Source organism: Streptomyces sp. WG7 (assembly GCF_049975785.1).
GTDB lineage: Bacteria > Actinomycetota > Actinomycetes > Streptomycetales > Streptomycetaceae > Streptomyces.
This window is the reverse complement of record NZ_JBNGGE010000006.1, coordinates 45,140-63,540: the sequence shown is the minus strand read 5'-3', so window position 1 is coordinate 63,540 and position 18,401 is coordinate 45,140. Positions and strand designations below refer to the sequence as shown.

At 67.3% G+C, this 18,401-nt stretch carries 14 protein-coding genes and 3 pseudogenes; 12 read left to right on the top strand and 5 right to left on the bottom strand.

The features are described 5' to 3' along the window. Window positions 1–26 precede the first annotated feature (26 nt). Both ACP4J0_RS08890 and ACP4J0_RS08885 read right to left on the bottom strand, forming a co-directional pair. Entirely contained in the window at window positions 27–218 is a 192-nt protein-coding gene (locus tag ACP4J0_RS08890; protein WP_426598070.1) for a ferredoxin, read from the bottom strand. Continuing rightward, on the bottom strand, window positions 215–1,534 hold the full coding sequence (locus ACP4J0_RS08885; protein ID WP_426598069.1) for a cytochrome P450: 1,320 nt from the start codon (window positions 1,532–1,534) through the stop codon (window positions 215–217). The genes ACP4J0_RS08890 and ACP4J0_RS08885 overlap by 4 nt, the downstream gene beginning before the upstream one ends. Window positions 1,535–1,786: 252 nt before the next feature. Here ACP4J0_RS08885 and ACP4J0_RS08880 point away from each other — a divergent pair, with 252 nt between their 5' ends. From ACP4J0_RS08880 to ACP4J0_RS08850, 7 genes and pseudogenes are all read left to right on the top strand, one after another. Then, window positions 1,787–3,073, top strand: coding sequence for an aromatic ring-hydroxylating oxygenase subunit alpha (locus ACP4J0_RS08880; RefSeq protein WP_426598068.1), 1,287 nt, complete (start codon window positions 1,787–1,789; stop codon window positions 3,071–3,073). Between the two features lie 19 nt (window positions 3,074–3,092). Then, on the top strand, window positions 3,093–3,422 hold the full coding sequence (locus tag ACP4J0_RS08875; protein WP_426598067.1) for a hypothetical protein: 330 nt from the start codon (window positions 3,093–3,095) through the stop codon (window positions 3,420–3,422). A 398-nt stretch (window positions 3,423–3,820) separates the two neighbouring features. Next, window positions 3,821–5,383 (top strand): hypothetical protein, encoded by a 1,563-nt coding sequence (locus ACP4J0_RS08870; RefSeq protein WP_426598066.1) that lies wholly within the window; start codon window positions 3,821–3,823, stop codon window positions 5,381–5,383. A 915-nt stretch (window positions 5,384–6,298) separates the two neighbouring features. Continuing rightward, window positions 6,299–8,536, top strand: a complete 2,238-nt coding sequence (locus ACP4J0_RS08865; RefSeq protein ID WP_426598065.1) for an MMPL family transporter — start codon at window positions 6,299–6,301, stop codon at window positions 8,534–8,536. A 94-nt stretch (window positions 8,537–8,630) separates the two neighbouring features. After that, window positions 8,631–9,814, top strand: a pseudogene (locus ACP4J0_RS08860) (sensor histidine kinase). Continuing rightward, window positions 9,811–10,488, top strand: coding sequence for a response regulator transcription factor (locus ACP4J0_RS08855; RefSeq protein WP_359977235.1), 678 nt, complete (start codon window positions 9,811–9,813; stop codon window positions 10,486–10,488). The pseudogene ACP4J0_RS08860 and the gene ACP4J0_RS08855 overlap by 4 nt, the downstream one beginning before the upstream one ends. 183 nt (window positions 10,489–10,671) lie before the next feature. Further along, window positions 10,672–11,811: pseudogene (locus tag ACP4J0_RS08850) on the top strand (flavin-containing monooxygenase); the annotation flags it as partial. Window positions 11,812–12,107: 296 nt separating this feature from the next. Here the strand turns inward: ACP4J0_RS08850 and ACP4J0_RS08845 are convergent. Together ACP4J0_RS08845 and ACP4J0_RS08840 are read right to left on the bottom strand one after the other, a co-directional pair. Beyond that, complete coding sequence (locus ACP4J0_RS08845) at window positions 12,108–12,296, bottom strand: hypothetical protein (RefSeq protein ID WP_426598064.1); 189 nt, start codon at window positions 12,294–12,296, stop codon at window positions 12,108–12,110. Window positions 12,297–12,430: 134 nt separating this feature from the next. Next, on the bottom strand, window positions 12,431–12,742 hold the full coding sequence (locus ACP4J0_RS08840) for a hypothetical protein (RefSeq protein WP_426598063.1): 312 nt from the start codon (window positions 12,740–12,742) through the stop codon (window positions 12,431–12,433). A 175-nt stretch (window positions 12,743–12,917) separates the two neighbouring features. Between ACP4J0_RS08840 and ACP4J0_RS08835 the strand changes: the two genes are divergently transcribed. From ACP4J0_RS08835 to ACP4J0_RS08825, 3 genes and pseudogenes are all read left to right on the top strand, one after another. Then, window positions 12,918–13,493, top strand: coding sequence for a helix-turn-helix domain-containing protein (locus ACP4J0_RS08835; protein WP_426598062.1), 576 nt, complete (start codon window positions 12,918–12,920; stop codon window positions 13,491–13,493). After that, on the top strand, window positions 13,478–14,308 hold the full coding sequence (locus ACP4J0_RS08830; RefSeq protein ID WP_426598061.1) for a hypothetical protein: 831 nt from the start codon (window positions 13,478–13,480) through the stop codon (window positions 14,306–14,308). Before ACP4J0_RS08835 ends, ACP4J0_RS08830 begins: the two co-directional genes overlap by 16 nt. Before the next feature lie 29 nt (window positions 14,309–14,337). Then, a pseudogene (locus ACP4J0_RS08825) lies at window positions 14,338–15,192 on the top strand (phosphotransferase family protein); the annotation flags it as partial. Between the two features lie 1,219 nt (window positions 15,193–16,411). Here the strand turns inward: ACP4J0_RS08825 and ACP4J0_RS08820 are convergent. Then, window positions 16,412–17,478 (bottom strand): IS630 family transposase gene (locus ACP4J0_RS08820; RefSeq protein WP_426598060.1). Its coding sequence is split into 2 segments (ribosomal slippage): window positions 16,412–17,029 and window positions 17,032–17,478, totalling 1,065 coding nucleotides; the frame shifts between segments, so codons are not numbered across the junction. Window positions 17,479–17,558: 80 nt separating this feature from the next. Between ACP4J0_RS08820 and ACP4J0_RS08815 the strand changes: the two genes are divergently transcribed. Next, window positions 17,559–18,164 carry a WhiB family transcriptional regulator gene (locus ACP4J0_RS08815; RefSeq protein ID WP_426598059.1) on the top strand — a complete coding sequence of 202 codons (606 nt, stop codon included), beginning with the start codon at window positions 17,559–17,561 and terminating at the stop codon, window positions 18,162–18,164. Beyond that, window positions 18,161–18,373: a helix-turn-helix domain-containing protein gene (locus ACP4J0_RS08810; RefSeq protein ID WP_426598058.1), complete on the top strand. Its 213-nt coding sequence runs from the start codon at window positions 18,161–18,163 to the stop codon at window positions 18,371–18,373. Before ACP4J0_RS08815 ends, ACP4J0_RS08810 begins: the two co-directional genes overlap by 4 nt. Window positions 18,374–18,401: the final 28 nt, after the last annotated feature.

The following is an 18,401-nucleotide window of genomic DNA, read 5'->3' as shown; positions in this document are numbered from 1 at the left end:
CGGAGTCGTCTTCATGGGGCCGGGCGTCAACCCGTGGTCGTGATGGCGTGCTCGGGGCAGAGCGCGGCGGCCCGGCGGACGGCTTGTTCCTGCTGGGCGGGGATCTCCGGGAGGAGCACCACGGAGTACCCGTCGTCGCTCAGGTCGAAGACCTCGGGACAGATGCCGCAGCACACGCCGTGTCCGCGGCAGCGGTCGTCGTCGACCGTGACCTTCATCGCTCCCTCCTGTCGGACGCCTCGGTGGTGCCGGGGGGTTCGGCGGGATCGAACTCCAGGTGCAGTTCGGTCAGTCCGCGCAGGATGAACGTGGGGACGTAGCTGAAGCGGCGGTCTCCGGCCGGGCCGTGCGCCCGCTCGGAGATCCTGATGTCGCTCGTGCGGTCCAGCAGGCGCTCGATCGCCACCCGCGCCTCGGCCCGCGCGAGCGGGGCGCCGGGGCAGCTGTGCACGCCGCGGCCGAAGGCGATGTGCCTCCGGGCGTTCGGCCGCTCGATGTCGAAGACGGCCGGGTCGGGGAACTGGCGCGGATCACGGTTGGCCGCGCTGTTGACGAGCATCACTGTGGTGCCGGCGGGCAGCTCGGCCCCGCCCACCGTCGTGGCGGTCCGTGCCAACCGGAAGTCACCCTTGACCGGACTCTCCGTGCGCAGCGACTCCTCGATGAACAGGGGGATGCGCTGACGCTCGGCCCGCAGCAGCCGCTGCAGGTCGGGACGCTCAGCGAGGGTGAGTAGGGCCGAACCGAGCAGGCGGACGGTCGTCTCCTGGCCGGCCGCGAACACGTTGGCGGCGACGCGCACCACGTCGGCGACCTCGGGCGTCGCACCGTCGGGGAAGGCGGCGGTGGCCAGACCCGTCAGCACGTCCCCGCGGGGCCGGCGGCGGCGTTCCTCGATGTACGTGGTGAACCGCCCGTAGAGGAATTCCAGTGGCGTGTGCTCCAGGGTCTCCTCGCCGGTGCTGCCGATGCCCGGCTTGTGCGCCTCGGGGCTCTGGAGCCTGGCCCGGAACTCCGCTCGGTCCTCCTCGGGCACACCGAGCAGGTCGGCGATGACGAGCATGGAGAAGGGGCCCGCGAAGCCGCGGACGAAGTCCGCCTCGCCACCGTCCAGATAGTCGTCCAGGAGCGCGTCGGCGATGTGCCACATGGCGGCCTCGTTCTCTTTGAGGCGCTTGGGCGTGATCAGACGCATCAGCAGCGCGCGGTGCGCGGTGTGCACCGGCGGGTCCAGAGTGGGCAGCTGGTCGCTCATGGGCAGCTCATCGCGGTGCCGTTCGATCAGCTCGCTGACGTCGTCCCCCTCCAGAAGGACCGGGAAGCCCGGGAAGGGGCCGGTGACCGAGGTGCACGACGAGAACGTCTCGTGGTCGTTGTAGATCTGTACTGCCTCCTCGTAACCCGTCACCATCACCACGCCGTGATGCGGTTCGCGCTGCAGCGGGCACCGTGCCCGCAGGTCCTCGAAGTACGGGTAAGGGTCGATGACGAGTGCTTCGTCATGGAAGAAGCAGATCGCGTCGTAGTCCGTCATGGGTTGGGCGCTCCCCTCGTGGTGCCCGGAGACGGGAACGATATCTGGCCTCTTCGTATTGGAGAAGAGTGTTACCGGCATCCTGTCGCTCTGATGTCGGGTATGTCCCATCCGGCCTCGCTCGACGGCCGGGATGAGGTCGAGAGTGGCCGCCTCCTCCTTGACGATTAGGCAAAAATGAGAATAGCGTTCTCGCTGTCGAGATCGTAATTATCTGACGAGCGGTGTCGTCAACGGGAGGAACCGATCCCCATGGCCCATTTCAAGAAGCCCGAAGAGGGCTCCTGGACCGAGCACCTCAAGGTCGACACGGAGCCGGTCTCCTACGCGGACTCGATCTCGCCGGAGTACTACGAGTTGGAGAGGGAGGCGATCTTCAAGCGGACGTGGCTCAACGTCGGGCGCGTCGAGCAGCTCCCGCGCAAGGGCAGCTACTTCACCAAGGAACTGGACGCGGCCCGCACCTCGGTCATCGTGGCGCGCGGCACCGACGGTGAGGTGCGCGCCTTCCACAACGTCTGCCGGCACCGCGGCAACAAACTCGTGTGGAACGACTTCCCGCGCGAGGAGACCAGCGGCGTCTGCCGCCAGTTCACGTGCAAGTACCACGCGTGGCGCTACGACCTGGACGGCAAGCTCGCCTTCGTCCAACAGGAAGGCGAGTTCTTCGACCTGGACAAGTCCGACTACGGACTCAAGCAGGTCCGGGCCGAGGTGTGGGAGGGGTTCATCTTCGTGAACCTCGACACGGCGAACACCACGCCGCTGAGCGAGTACCTGGGCGAGCTGGCCAAGGGCATCGAGGGCTACCCGTTCCACAAGCTGACGCAGGTCCACAAGTTCCGGGCGGAGATCGGCAGCAACTGGAAACTCTTCATCGACGCGTTCGCCGAGTTCTACCACGCGCCGATCCTGCACTCCGGCCAGTACATGCCCGAGCAGGCCCGGAAGATCCAGAAGTACGGCTACGAGGCACTCCACTACGACATCGACGGTCCGCACAGTATGGTGTCGTCCTGGGGCGGCATCGCTCCGCCGCACGACCGCGAGATGGTCAAGCCCATCGAGGCGGCGCTGCGCAGTGGCCTGTTCGGCCCGTGGGATGCCCCGGACATCGGCATGACCGCCGACGAGTTGCCGCCGGCGATCAACCCCACCCGGGACCCGCGCTGGGGGATGGATTCCTTCGTGTTCTTCCCCAACTTCATGCTGCTCATCTGGCGCCCGAACTGGGTCCTCACGTACCACTACTGGCCGACGTCGTACAACACGCACATCTTCGAGGGGACGTGCTACTTCGTCCCGCCCAAGAATGCCTTCGAGCGACTTCAGCAGGAGCTGGCCGCCGTGTCGTTCAAGGAGTACGGCCTCCAGGACGGCAACACGCTGGAGGCGACCCAGACCATGCTCGAGTCGGGCGCGGTCGACCGTTTCCCGCTGAACGACCAGGAAGTACTCCTACGGCACCTCCACCGCTCCGCCGAGGAGCATGTCCGCGAGTACCAGCGCCGTACGTCCGGCGCCCCGGCAGTGTCCTGACCCCGAGGAGGACCCCACCATGGCCAGTGCATTCCCCGAGGGCTTCGAGGCCCTGGACCCGTTCGTCGACTGGGCGATCCCGACGGAGAAGGCCCGCTACGCCAAGCGGATCTCCAGCACGATGGACGAGCTCGACGCGTTCTACGACGTCGCCTTCCCTCTCCTGAAGTCCGGCACCGCCTACCTGGAGAAGACTCCGATGGAGGGCATCTCCGAGCCCGACAAGCGCCTGCTGTGGCTGTTCTGCTCGCTGGTGACCGTCGCCTTCTCCGTGGAAGCGTGGCGCCAGCCCCGGGTGCCCGACTCGGGCGCCTCCAGCATCGACGCGATCCTCGAGCCGACGGTTTGACCGGGCTCTGCACGGCGGCGCCGAGACCCGCCCGTAGGCTCATTTAGCGGGCCGCCGGCGTCCTTGCCCTCTGCACTTACCTCTACGCCAGGCGCCGCTGGGCGCTTCCCCGGGGTGCGCGGAGGCCCGCGGCCTTCGGCGAGGACCTGTGCGGCCATCGCGCCGGGGAGGTGCCGGTTCCCGTCCCCTGCGGCGCTGGTCTGTCCCTGTCTCACGCGCTCCCCCAGGGCGCAGGAGGTCTGCGGCATCGACAGACCCCGATTTGACCGTCCGCCCGGCTTCAACGACGAGCTCGTACCTGAGCGTGTCACTCACGCCGCGTTCGGCCGGCACCGATCAGCCCTACCCACTGTGTCCCGATGGTCCTCATGGCTTCCCGGAAGTGAGGTTGTGTCCAGATGCGGACAACCAGAAGGTGCCCCGCCAGGCGGGGGCTGGGAGCGGCAGCGATCGCCGCCCTCCTCGTCACTACGTCGGTTCAGTCCGTCGCGGCGCAGGCCGATGTGCCGCACGCGTCTTCCTCCTCGGCGAAGGTATCTGTCGATTTCGGCTCGCGGCAGGGCGAACTGCCGCGTCCGGAGCGGCTGAACAACTTCGGCAACGTCACGGCATGGCCCAAGCAACGTGCCGACGACGTGAAGTTCCTGAACCAGCAGGGGCTGCACGGCGACGTCTACCGCGTGTGGGTCAGCAGTCCCAATGCCTCCGCCGCGGACAACGTCTTCAACCAGTGCGACCTCAAGACCCGGACCTGCGACTTCTCCAGGCTGGACGCCTATCTCACCGAGGCGAGTACGGTGTCCGACTCGCTGCTGATCAACCTGAACCCGACGGACTTCGTCGAGGGCAAGCGGCCGATGCAGGACCTGGAGCCGATGCTCAGACTGATCCTGCAGAGGATCAAGGAGAAGTATCCCCGCGTCAAGTACGTCGAGGCGTTCAACGAGCCGGACTGGCAGTTCCACGGAAAGCAGCGCCAGCAGGGACGCCCGGCGGACCGGACGACGTTGCAACCCGGCGATCTGTACCGCTTCTACGAGCCCTACTACGAGGCCGTCCATCAGGTCAACAAACACCTCCGGCGTGCGGACCGGCTCCAGCTCGGCGGACCGGCGCTGATGTACATGGACCCGAAATGGATGAAGCCCTTCCTCGACGACTTCGCAACCGACAAGGACCCGCGCAAGCGTCTGGACTTCCTCTCGTACCACGCCTACCTCGCTTGGGACGACAACTACCAGGTTCCGACGATGTACAACGGTGACCTGAGAGTGGTGGCGTCGCAGCGGGAGACCCTACGCGGATGGCTGGAGGAGCGCCGCATCCGCCGGGACATCCCGAGCTATGTCACTGAGACGGGCATCTATCCCGGTCCGGCCTACGACGACACCGATCCCAAGAAGGACTACATTCGGCAGGCGGCCGGCATGGCCACTTACGGCTACCTGTTCGCGAACCAGCCAGACACCTACATGTTCAACTGGTGTGTTCGGCACCGCGTCGAGGAACGCAAGGACCAGTTGGTGACTCGCACGCCGTACGGACCGGCCGCGAACACCTTCACTCCGTATGGGAACATGCTGCTGATGCAGTCGAGGATGAAGGACACCCGGGTGTCGGCCGTCTCGAAGGACAGTCTCGAAGGGGACAACGGCGTCTACGCGCTGGCGTCGAAGGACCGGACCGGCGCGTCCCTCATGGTCTGGAACTGGCAGCACGTGAACGACCGCAGTTACCGGGCCACCATCGACATGTCCCGGATGCCGTCGGACCTCAGGCACGGTCCGGTCCGCCGGCTCATGTACCGGATCGACCAGACGACGAGCAACTACTTCGCCGATCCGGCCAAGGCAGAGCTTCAGATGGTCGACAAGAGGATCATCAGGCCCGGCAGGACCCACACCGAGATCGTCGACTTGCCACCCAACGCGATCTATCTGATCGTCTTGGAGCGCGTGTAGACAAACCGGAGGGCGGCGCGGGCCGCTCAGCGTGGTGGAGGCGGGCGTATGCGCCGAGTTTGGCGGCGAGGCATTCGGGGTGCCCATGGTGGCCCGGTCGACTTCGACGAAGGCTCGCAGCATAGAACTGCCCCACCACCGTCGTCGGCGTTGAGCCGGTGGTAGAGGAGGGCCCCGGGGACGACGGCCCCGCACCCTCTGAGGGGGTGAACCTCGGGGACCCAGTCCAGGGGCTGGCTCGTCTCCCCGTTCGCGGGCGCCCGGGACGAACGCGAGCCCGGCCTGGGACACGCCCGCGCATGTGTGAGGCGCAGCCGGGCGACGGTGCGGTCGGACACTGCCCGCGATGGTCGCCAGCTACGCGGTCCGGGCCATGCGGAGGCGATCTGCGTCCCGTACTGGTGAGGAACCAGCAGCGCATGCGACTGGCCTGGGCAGGGTCACCCGGTCCACCACCCCTCCTTGCCGAGCTTAGCCAGGCGCCCCCCCGTGTCGGCTCGATCTGCATCCGGGGTGATCAGCAGATGCATCTCTTGCGTCATCGCCTTCCGTCACGGCGGCAGTACGGCCAGCGCGAAGCGGTCCCCACCGCCTACGGCCTCGTGCATCGTGCCGGAAAGCTCCATAGCCTCTGTCAGGCGCGCGGTGGACTTCCTGTGCTCCGCCTTTGCCGCGCCAGGTCGTCCTGGCCTGAATCAACCCCGGTGCCGCGGCTGGTGGATTTCGGCCCCCTCAGGCTTCTTCACCCCAGTGGCCATCCTCGTGCAGAACGACGTCGTCGTTCTGCACGAGGATGGCCCGCGCCTGCTGCGTAGCCACGAGGACCAGGTCACTGCACTGACACGATGCCCCGGCAGCACATGGAAGGAGAGCCTTGGTACCTACCTGAGAACAGACTTTGGAGAGACCCTTCTCGTGGCTACCTTCCTGTACAGACTGGGCCGCACCGCCTTCCGGCGGCGCTGGCTGGTGACCTTGCTCTGGGCGGTGATCCTCGGCGGTGTCGGTCTCGGCGCCGTCAAGGCCCCGGCCGCGGGCGATGACGGCGCCTCGTTCATGCCCGGCATCGAGGCCCAGAAGGCGTTCGACCTGATCGGGGAGCGATTCCCCGGCTCGGATGCCAAGGGTGCCGACGCTCGTATCGTGTTCATCGCCCCCGATGGGGAGAAGGTGACAGCCGAGGACAAGCGCGCCGCCATCGATGAGCTGGTGTCCACGGCGGCCGAGGGCTCTCAGGTGGATAGCGTCGTCGATCCCTTCAAGGCCGGCGCGGTCAGCAAGGACGCCTCGACCGCGTACGCCACGGTCAATTACAAGGTCAAGTCCGGCGACCTGACCGACACCAGCAAGGACAGCCTCGAGGAGGCCATCGAGAAGGCTCGCGGCTCGGGGCTCACTGTGGAGGTGGGCGGCACGGCTCTTGCCTCGCAGCCAGCCGCGGGAGGCTCTGCCGAGGCGATCGGCATCGCTCTGGCCGCCGTCGTCCTGTTGATCACCTTCGGCTCCCTGGCCGCGGCCGGGCTGCCGCTGCTCACCGCCGTCATCGGCGTCGGTGTCAGCATGTGCGCGATCCTTGCTCTCGGTAGCACCCTTGGCCTGTCCATGACCACCGGCACGCTCGCCTCTATGCTCGGGCTCGCGGTCGGTATCGACTACGCCCTCTTCGTCGTCTCCCGTTACCGCGAGGAGCGCGCGAACGGGCACGATCCGAGGGAAGCAGCGGGCCTCGCGGTCGGCACGGCCGGTTCCGCCGTGGTCTTCGCCGGCCTGACCGTGATCATCGCGCTCGCCGGCCTGTCCGTGGTCGGCGTGCCAATGCTGACCAAGATGGGCCTGTGCGCCGCCGGAGCGGTCGCCATCGGCGTCCTGGTCGCCCTGACCCTTGTACCCGCCCTGCTCGGCATGTGGCCGAACGCCGTCCTTTCCCGGAAGGTCCGAAGGGCAGGGGAGCGGGGCGGCGGCACCGGATCCCGTTCCGGGTCCGCTGCCAACGGCGGCACCCGTTGGGCTCGCTTTGTGATGAGGCGGCCCGTGGCGGTCCTTGTGCTGGGTGTGGCCGGTCTGGGAGTCTTGGCACTGCCCGCCGCTCAGCTGGAGATGGGCATGCCCGGCGCCGAGTCGAAGCCCACGTCGACGACGGAGCGACGTGCCTACGACGCGCTGGCCGACGGCTTCGGTGCGGGCTTCAACGGACCGCTGACCATCGTCGCCGACGTCAGGGGAGCAACCGACCCACAGAGGGCCGCAACCGCGATGGCCGAGCAGATCAAGGGCACCGACGGCGTCGTGTCCGTCACGCCCCCGCGGTTCAACGAGGCCGGGGACACCGCACTCTTCTCCGCTGTGCCCGCCACCGGACCGAATGAGGAGGCCACGAAGGACATCGTCCAGACCATCCGGGCGGAGCGTCCCGGTCTGGAGGGGGACACCGGTGCGACCTTCGAGGTCACCGGCAGCACCGCGATGGACATCGACGTCGCCCAGGCCCTGCAGAACGCTCTCGTGCCCTACCTGGCCGTCATCGTGCTGCTGTCCCTGCTGCTGCTCCTGGTGATCTTCCGGTCCATACTCGTGCCCGTCAAGGCGGCTCTCGGGTTCCTGCTGTCGGTACTCGCCTCGCTCGGCTCGGTCGTCGCGGTGTTCCAGTGGGGCTGGGGTGCCGAACTGCTGGGCGTGGAGCAGACCGGCCCGATCATGAGCCTCATGCCGATCTTCCTGGTGGGCATCGTGTTCGGTCTGGCCATGGACTACGAGGTCTTCCTTGTCGCCCGCATGCGCGAGGCGTACGTCCACGGTGAGCGCCCCGGCCAGGCGGTGGTGAGCGGTTTCCGGCACAGCGCCCGGGTCGTCGCCGCCGCGGCCGTGATCATGATGGGGGTCTTCTCCGGCTTCATCGGGTCCGGAGAGTCCATGATCAAGACGATCGGGTTCGGGCTCGCCGTCGCGGTCCTCTTCGACGCCTTCGTCGTCCGCATGGCCCTGGTGCCCGCCGTACTCGCCCTGCTGGGCGACAAGGCATGGTGGCTGCCCGGGTGGCTCGACAAGGCGCTCCCCCGAGTTGACGTCGAGGGCACCGGACTCACCTCACAGGCTCAGGCGCCGGCCCCGACGGGCCCTGAGGCTCACCCGTGGGAGTCGGCCCGCACGTTCTGAGACGAATCAGGCGCAGACGCGCCGCGGTGCCGTGCATCGGTGCCGCGGCGCTTCTGTCACCCTGAACCGGCTGGTCTCACCTCGGAGTATGACGATGAGTGCACGATGGGAAAGCCGCGCCGCTGACCGTCCCTACACGGTTCAAGTGGTGACTACGGGCTTGCTGCTCGCCTTCACCGTGAGTGGTGTCTTCCTCACCCGGGCGGTCGCGGCCGAGGAGCCGCTCGTCCTCTGGCCCGGCCTTGTGCTGTCCGTCTTGGCCTGCGTGACTTTGCTGCGCCGCCGCAGCCACCCGCTTCTCGTACTTCTGGTGACCACGGTATGCATCATGACCGAGGGGTTCCTGGGGGACCTCATGACGCCGCTGCTCATGGGGCCGATGCTGCTCGCTCGGTACGCCGTGAGTCTGCGTCCTGATCGTAGGACCACCTGGTACACGGCCCTGGCAGCCGCCGCCGGAATCGCGCTCACCGGCTTCATCACCACAGACTCTCCGCACGAGTGGATCATCGGCTTGGTCAATCCGGCGGCCTGGGTCCTGATGGTCGCGTCCTTCGGCAGCTACGTGCGCGTGCGCCGCGAGTACGCCGTCGCCCGCGCCGACCATGCTGCCAGGAGCGCGACGAGGAGGCGCGCCGGCGGGTGATCCAGGAGCGCATGCGGATCACACGCGAACTGCACGACGTGGTCGCCCACCACCTCGCTCTGGCCAACGCCCAGGCCGGCACCGCCGCCCATCTGGCCCGGTCCCGTCCCGACCAGGCCATCGCCATGATCGAGAAGTTGCCGGAAGTGACCGCCTCGGCTCTCCGTGAACTCAAGGCCACCGTCGGCCTGTTGCGTCAGGAAACCGACTCGCAGGAGCTGGCTCCCGCACCGGGCCTGGATCAGCTGCCGCAGCTCGTCGAGACCTGCGCGTCAGCGGGTCTGGACGTCTCCGTCAGCACCGAGGGCCAGCCACAAGCACTTACGCCCGGCCTGGACCTCACGGCCTACCGGATCGTCCAGGAAGCACTGACCAATGTCACCAAGCACGCCGCCACACCCTCCGCGCGGGTGCGGCTGGACTACACCGCTCACTATTTGACACTCACCATCACCAATGAAGGCGGCTCACTTCCCTCGGCTGCTGCCGCCTCCCGTGGCTTCGGACTGCTCGGCATGCGCGAACGTGCCTTGTCGGCAGGAGGAACGTTCCACGCCGGCCCGCGGCCCGGAGGCGGTTTCGAAGTCGCCTGCGCGCTTCCCCTTCCCAGCTCCGAGGAGAGCACCTCATGACCATCCGCGTTCTGCTCGCCGACGACCAGGCGCTGCTCCGCGCCACCTTCCGCATCCTTATCGACTCCGACCCGGACATGACGGTCGTAGCAGAGGCAACTGACGGGCAGCAGGCCGTACAACTGACCCTCGAACACCACCCCGACGTCGTCCTCATGGACATCCGCATGCCCGGCACCGACGGACTGGCCGCCACGGCCGACATCTGTGCCCGGACCGAACTGTCGAGCACCCGGGTCCTGATCCTCACCACGTTCGAGAACGACGAGAACGTCGCCGTCGCCCTGCGGTCCGGGGCGAGCGGCTTCCTCGGCAAGGACGTCGGCCCCGACGTCCTGCTGGCGGGCATCCGCACCGTGGCGGCGGGAGACTCCCTGCTCTCACCCACGGCCACCCGGGCATTGATCACCCGCTTCCTGGCCTCCCCGGCCGACCGCGTGCCCCTCACCGCGCCAGAACGTCTCACTCTGCTCACCGAGCGTGAACGTGAGGTCATGGCACTGGCCGCGCTGGGCAAGTCGAACCACGAGATCGCCGACCAGCTGGTCCTCAGCCATCTGACGGTACGCACCCATATCTCCCGCGCGATGACCAAGCTCAACGCACGCGACCGGGCTCAACTGGTCGTGATCGCCTACCAGAGCGGCCTTGTCCGACCGAGCCTCGGCGGTTGACCGCCCCTCCCACGTTGTTGCCCGGTCGCCCCGATGACACGGCCGTGCTGCGCTACGTGGGCCGGACTGTCCCGCTCGCCAGGGCGTCGGCCGCCGCGTTCACGGGGGTGCTCGGGTATCCGTGGACGGGGCGCACGTGTACTGCCGGGTGGGGTGCGCGCAACGTTCTGGCCATCACCCTCCTACGCCTACACCGGCGGCACTCCGGACGGCGGTTTGACGGGCCTCGCGGACAAGCGCGTGGGCGTCGTCGGCACCGGCGCCACCGGCATCCAGGTAGTCCCGAAGCTCGCCGAGGACGCTCAGCACCTCTACGTCTTCCAGCGCACCCCCTCCACGGTGGACGTGCGCGCCAACCGTCGCACCACCGTCCAGGACGTCGGCGCCGACCACCACGGCTGGGCGACCGAACGCCGCGACAACTTCCTGCGCATCGTCTCGGGCGAGAGCACCGAGGAGGACCTCGTCGCGGACCGGTGGACCCGGTCGGCCGGTCTCCTGGAGAAGCTCCTGCCGAGCTTCCGCCGGCCTGGCGACCGGGCAGCCTTCGAAGCGGCCTACGAGGTCGCGGACGCCGCCAAGATGAACGAGGTCCGTGCCCGTGTCGAGGAGATCGTCACCGATCCGGAGACCGCGGACAGGCTCAGGCCCTGGTACTGGTACGCGTGCAAACGTCCCACCTTCTCCGACCTGTACCTCCAGGCGTTCAACCGGGGCAACGCCACCCTCGTCGACACCGCCGACACCCACGGCATCGAGCGGATGACCGAGCACGGCGTCGTGGTCGGCGACACCGAGTACGAATTGGACTGCCTGATCTTTGCCACCGGCTTCTCCGTCGGCGTCTCCGGCATCCACTCGGGCCGGCTGCCCGTGCACGGCCGGGACGGCATCCTGTTGCAGGACGCGTGGGCCGCGCGAGGACCGCGCACGCTGCACGGCTTCACCAGCAACGGCTTCCCGAACCTGCACCAGCTGGGCGGTGTGCAGAGTGCGGCAAGCGTCAACTTCACGCACGTGCTGGACGAGCACGCCGTCCACGCCGCGGCACTCGTCGCGGCCGCCGAGGCGAAGGGAGCCCTCATCGAACCCTCCCGCGAGGCCGAGGGCGCCTGGATCACCACCCTGGCCGAGGACGCCCCCGACCACGAGTGGTTCCATGCAGAGTGCACCCCCGGCTACTACAACGGCGAGGGACGCGGCCGGCCGAACGGCCCCACCGCCTACCCCCATGGGGCCTTCGCCTTCCACGCGCTCTTGAAGCAGTGGCGTGCACAGTCCATGGGCGAAGTGCTGCAGACCAGGAGAACTGCCCGGCTGTAGGGAAGGTCTCCGACGCACCGTCCGTCTAGGTGCGCCGCTCACCGGGCTGCCGGTGTGCGGCACGGGGCGACGCCGAAGTCAAGGACTAGGATCGCTGCGGCCAGCTCCTCCGGTTGTGACACGCGGTCGAGGGTGGCGAACCGGTCCACCGCCGCCGTCAGCGGGCTGCACCACGGCACCGAGGTGACCCCAGCCACCCCAGTGACCCAACAGGCGATGTGGGGGCGGAACCAGCACCCACACCGAGGAGGGTCTTGGAACGCGAACGAATCGGTCAGCCTCCAGGGGGAGCGGCGTCATATGGCTGTCTCCTCCTCCTGCTGGACGCCGGATGATGGCGCGAGTATCCGCGTGAATGTCTCGGCGATGGCGATGATGTCCACCGTGGGGTCGTGCATCCACTGAAGCTGCAGGCCGTCCAGGAGCGCCAGCATCGCCCTGGTCAGATGGTCCGCCGGTTCGTCAGCCTGGATGACGCCAGCCACCGCGGGCCTTCTTGGAGCCACGCACGCCGCAGGGTTTTGAGCGTCCATGTGATGCCGACTACACGCTTCGTCCCTAGCCAATGTCACCGCCGTATCAGCAACAACTGCCACGCTCGGGTTTGTAGAGCAGGCGCTTAGAAGGCACGTGCTCTATCCGCTGAGCTACGGGGGATGACCTGCGTAAATGCAGCTTCCGGGCGCTGCCCCCCAGGATCTGCAGGGGTGTGCTGCAAGACGTTGGTGAGGAGTTCGTTGACCACGGTCAGCATGCGGAACGCGGTGCCATTGTCGACGCGCCACCAGCAAAGGTGCGCTGCGACGATGTCCCGCACGGTCCCCAGGTCTTCAGCCCGGACGTTGAAACTCATGTCGAGTTGACCGTCCACGCTCCTGGACGTGGCTCGAACAGAAGCATCCCGCTCGCGAGTGTCGGCGAGTAGTTCCATCGCTGCTTCCTCCGTTCTGCCAGAACCCCTTCAACAGGGGTGGGTTGCGGTGTGTACTGGACTGGAACCGATCAGCAACCATTTAGGCAGAGCGCACCGAGCGCGTGCAGAGCCTGATGCCGAGAGGTGAGAAGTTCGGCATCAACGACTTCGGGGGCCGAACATGCCGCAGCCAATGAAGCAGCTCGATCCGGGGGCGTCCCCCCAGGAGTGGTTCGGGAACGAGCTGCGCAAACTGCGCCTGGAGCAAGGGCTGTCGGCCAAGGAGCTGGGGCGGTTAGTGCAGGTCAGCGACGACATGATCTTGTCGATCGAGAAGGGCAAGTACCCGAGCTGTCGTCGCGACGTGGTTCAGCGGCTCGATGATGTCCTAGGCACGGGAGGGCTGCTTGACCGGGCCTGGCCGATGGTCTTCGGCAACCGTGATGCCGAGAAAAGGCGGGCTGATGCCGATAAGGCTTCCACGTGCAAGAGGGAGAGACCCGCTCAGGCGCCGGCAGGCAGCATCCTGGTCAAAGACGAACCGACTTTTCGCCCTGGGAGCCATGAGCCCGTGATTCGACGCTCGTTCCTCCAAATCGGCGGCCTCGCCGCCATAGCGCCCATCAACCTCACCGACGTCTTCGCCCCCTCGGAGCTGTTTCTCCCGACAGCTGTTAACCCGAGCCACATCGACCAGGTCCTTGCCGCGGCCACCGCCGTCAGCGGCATGGACAACGAGCTGGGGGCGGCGGCATGGTGCGTGACGTAGCCAGTCGCGCGATGCAGTGGTCGGCTGGCCTGCTCCAAAGCCAGTGCCCCGAGCACCTGCGAACCGAACTGTTCGCCGCTGTGTCACGATTCGGGATCGTGGTCGGCGCCTCCGCCTTCGACGCTTACCACCACGAGGAAGCCACCCGGACGTTCCGATTCGCAGCGGACTGCGCCGAGGAGGCTGGCGACTGGCACCTACGAGCCAAGACGTACTCGTTCCTCGCACGGCAAGCCGTATGGATCGGAGCGCCCGATGACGGTCTCACCTACGCCGAGAAGGGGCTCGTGCGCTCCGACCGCCTGACAGCGACCGAGCAGGCGATGCTCCACACCGCACGGGCCAGGGCCTTCGGGAAGATGGGCAACGTGCGTGACACCATGGCGGCCGTCGGCGCCGCGGATGAAGCATTCACCCGGGCCCGGCCCGCCGAAGACTCGCCATGGATGGCCTACTACGACGAGGCGCAGCACAACGGGGACACGGCTCACGCCCTGTTTGATCTCGCCATCCTTGCGGGTCAGGACCCGGGCCGGGTAGCACGCCGATTTGACACAGCGGTGAAGGGACACACGGACGCCTTCAAGCGGTCCCGGGCGATCTCGCGGACCAGGCTGGCATCCCTGGTCATGGCCAAGGGCGACCCTCGCCAGGCGGCGGCCCTCGGTCACGACGCCCTGGACGAGGTAGGCCGGCTCACCTCCCGGCGAGCCGCCGACGATCTGCGGCAGCTCGGCCGATTCGCCTCGAAGCATCGGACCATCTCGGAGGCTTCAGGGCTGCGAGATCGGATCGCCGCTACGGTTTCCGCATGACTACTTCGGCGGCCGCACCCGCGCGCCACGCTCTGGAGCAGGCGTGTGCCGCGGCCGGATTGGACTCCGACGGGGCGGAACCGCTTCGCCTAGCCGAAAACCAGATATGGCGCCTCCCTGGTCAGGGGGTGATCGTGCGGATCGCACGGGAAGGTCAAAGTGCGGCAGCGGCCCGTGAGGTGCGTGTCGCACGTTGGCTCGCCAGAGAGAACGTCGCCGCCGTTCGCCTGATCGACGTGGAGCAGCCGGTCGACGCGGACGGTAGGCCCGTGACCTTCTGGGTAGAACTACCGCCGCAAGAACACGGCTCCGTTGAAGAGGTCGCCCATCTCCTGTCGCAGCTCCACTCCTTGCCCGCACCAGACATTGAGCTGGGGTACCTCGATCCCTTCGTCCGGGTCGACGAGCGGTTGCAAGCGGCAACCACGATCCGCGACGAAGACAGAGACTGGCTGCATGGTCTTCACCGCGACCTCGCATCGGCCTGGGCTGAGCGGCCGGCTGGTCTCCCCGACCGGGCTGTGCACGGCGACGCCTGGCCCGGCAACTTCGTCCGCACGGTCGACGGGGTCCTGATGATGGACCTGGAGCGCTTCTCCGTGGGGCCTCCGGAGTGGGACCTCGTGTCCACCGCGGTGCGCGCGAAGACCACCGGAGCGGTCAGCATGCGCGAGTACGACCGGTTCTGTGCGGTCTATGGGCACGACGTGACGGCGTGGGAGGGCTATGCCGTCCTCGCGTACGCCCGAGAGCTGCGGATGGTGACGTACGCGGCCCAACACGCAGCCAGCAACGCGGAGTGGAGCAGCCAGGCGCAGTACCGGATCGACTGTCTGCGCGGTCGTTCCGGCCCGCGACCGTGGTCGTGGAAGGGAATTCTCTGAAGAGGGCCTTCGCGACGCCCCTCTGGTCTGCTCAGGCCTCCGACTGCGCGAACTCGCGTATCGCCAGGCCACGCGGAGCGAAGCCGTTCGGCGATGGTGAACGAGCCTATCCGCAGAGGGCGGATACCGGCGACGAGCTCGCGCCAAGCCTCGAACCTCGCGTTCATGCGCTCCCTGTGGATCCCAGGTACGCCACGGCCGCGCGTCAGAAGCGCCATCCGGGTGGTGCCGGTCGTGACGGGACGGATCGACCTTGCGCCGGGCGGCCATGCGGCCGAACACGGAGTAGTCGTTGACCGTGAGGTCGTCCATCAGCTCAGCCTGGCGTTCCAGAAACCACCGGTGGTCGATGGAGTACACGGCAGGCACAGGTTAGGTCGCCCGCGGAGCGGTCTGAGCCGGTGCGGGGCCACCGTGTTCAGCGTCCAACGCTGTCACCGTCTCCGGGGCACAGGTGACTGCCCGGAGTTCTCCCCGCCTTCCTCCAGCGCACGCTTCCGCCGCTCCTCCTCAGCTACCTGCTCGAGGTAAGCGTCCAGCGGCAGCCCCGCCGCTTGGCCAGGGACTGCAGCGCGTCACCAGTGGTGTCCTGGGATCTCCATGCCAGCCACGCATGGAGTACGGCGCCTGATTACCTGCCTAGGACCAATCACCTGAGGAGAGGCCTGACCCGCGCGTCTACAGTCCGATTAACGCAGTTTGGCACCTGAATCTGCCGCAGAGAGGCACGGCTCCAGGCCGTCAGTCAGACAACTCGATACATGCAGGCTCTTCCACCGATGGCCTGTAGCGGTATGCAGACGGCCCGTACGTGATTCGGCGGGTTCACGGGCGGCCTGCATGCGAGCCTTGAGGTCCGCCAGCTCTGCGAGCGACATGGCGTTCAGCGCAGCGAGCCTTTCCTTCTCGGGCGAGCAGCGCAAGAAGTCGGGGTCGATGGTCAGCCACCTCATCCGGCAACCGGCCCGCACAGCGGGAGGGCGTCCGGCGGGTCGATCTCGCTGGTGTCGAGGTGCCGGTCTAGTCGCAGACATCGTCGGCGAGGGCGGAGTCCGGCGTCCAGTCGCCTCCCGCGTTTCGGTCGGCGATCGGGGCCAGGCCAGGCCGCGTCGACGGTGGCCGACCACCCGGGGCGCGGGCTCGTCGGCGCGGCGAAGCGGGCCAACATAGCCGACGATCGCCGGTTACTGAGGTTGAACTCGTGATGTCGTGCTGTTGGTCAGGCGGACCTGACGGCCAGGCCAGTCTCGGCAAGGCAGCCGTCTATGAGGTGGCTGCGGTACTGGATGTGCCGTAGGCCGCGTCGGATGCGATGGATGAGGTGTTCGGGCGTACTGAAAGCGACGTTGGAGAGCCAGCCGCGTCGCAGGAGGGACCAGATCCCTTCGACGGGGTTGAGGTCGGGTGCGTAGGGCGGCAGGTAGTAGATGGTCAGCCAGTCCCGGGCTTCCGCCCATTCCCGCAGATCAGCGGCTTTGTAGACGTTGAGGTTGTCCCAGACGAGCACGATCGGGCCGCCGAGCTGCTGATGGGCGGCGATCAGCAGGTCACGGTAGTCGCGCCAGGAGAAGCTCTTGCGTCCGTCGCGCCGGCCGTCGTCCCGGCGCGGCCGGTAGATCAGCCGGGACCGGTGACCGGGTTTGTAGCAGGTCAGTGCGGCGATCGAGACGCGTCTGCGGGAGCGGCCGCGGACCCGCACCGCCGGGGTCCGGCCGCGCTGTGACCAGGTGTTCGCCTGCGGCGGCGTCATGGAAAAACCGGCTTCGTCCTCGAAGACGAGCCAGGCTCCACGGGCCGCCGCGAGCCTTCCGCGCACGGCCACACCTCCTTGACCCACCCCGCGACCGCGTCGTCGTCCCGTTCCATGGCCCGTCGGGCCGGGACCTGGCAGGACCAGCCGTTACGGACCAGGAGCTTGTGCACACCCTGGATCGTGTAGGTCAGGTGGAAGCGCCGACCGATCACCATCTTCACACGGCTCAGGGTCCAGCATTGGTCTTCCCAGCCGTGCGCGGCCGGCCCCTTGGCCAGCTCCGCCTCCAGCTGGGCGAACTGTTTCTCGCTCAGCCTCGGCAACGATGGCGGCCCCTGTGACCGCAGAGCCCGCGGACCGCCCTCGTCCCACATCCGACGCCACCGCTGCACCGACCGGACACTGACCCGCAGGTCCTTGGCGATCGCCGAGCTCGCCTCGCCCTGGGCGAACCTCTCGGCCGCCTTGAGCCGTAACCCCTCACGGAACTGCTGCCGTTCGGCGGTCAGCCCGCCCCCTTGTGGATACCGCATACCTTCGGTGATATCGCACGGGCGACGAACCGTCAGCCCCTACGACTCCACGAGTTCAACCTCAGTAGCGAAACCGGCGTATGTGCAGATGCTTGTGTCTCTGCCGACCGCCTGAGGTCGGCAGGTTGAGTGCAGACATCGAACAGGAAGCGCCGACGATGAGCGAAGAACGCCCCGCTATCAGGGTTAGAGGGGACCAGACCTGGCAGGAGAGGGCTGCATGCGCCGTGGCTGCTGAGGTGGTGACGGACCCTGATCTCTTCTTTCCCGGTCGGGGCGCCAACGACGAGCGCATTCAGCTCGCGAAAGGGATCTGCTCATCCTGCGCAGTGAGGGCGACGTGTCTCGAAGCGGCGTTGGAATGCAGAGACGCTGTCGGCGTACGAGGTGGCCTGACGGTGGCGGAGCGTCGGGCAGTCCGGCATAGCTTCGACTTGCGGTGTGATTCCGCCAGGGTCACGGCAGCGCTCGCTGGGAGAGATGTGCACCTCACCAGGCCGGAGAGGCAAGAACTGATCCGGTGGGCTGCAGCGTCCAACACATCGACTCCGCTGCTCGCGAGCGTTCTCAAGATTTCCGAGGCGCATGTGCAGAAACTGCTCCGTCGGGAGCGTCGGAGCGACGTCAACGACTCGGCAGAAACCGTAAGTGCCGGGCAAGCCGCACGCCAGGCGGCTGCAGCATGAGTGGAGCGGGGTTGGACCAAGAAGCTCGGTGTGAGGCGAGGCGTCGGTATGTGGGAGTGGACGAAGCGGCGTCCTACCTCAACGTGAGTCGGCGCTGGATGTATTGGGAATTTTTACGTCACGGGCTACCGCGATACTACTTCGGCGGGAAGCTTAGGTTTAGAGTCGACGACCTGGATAATTGGGCTCGTCAGCAAAAGACCTCCTGAAAAGGGGCGGGCATAGGCCCGCACCTTT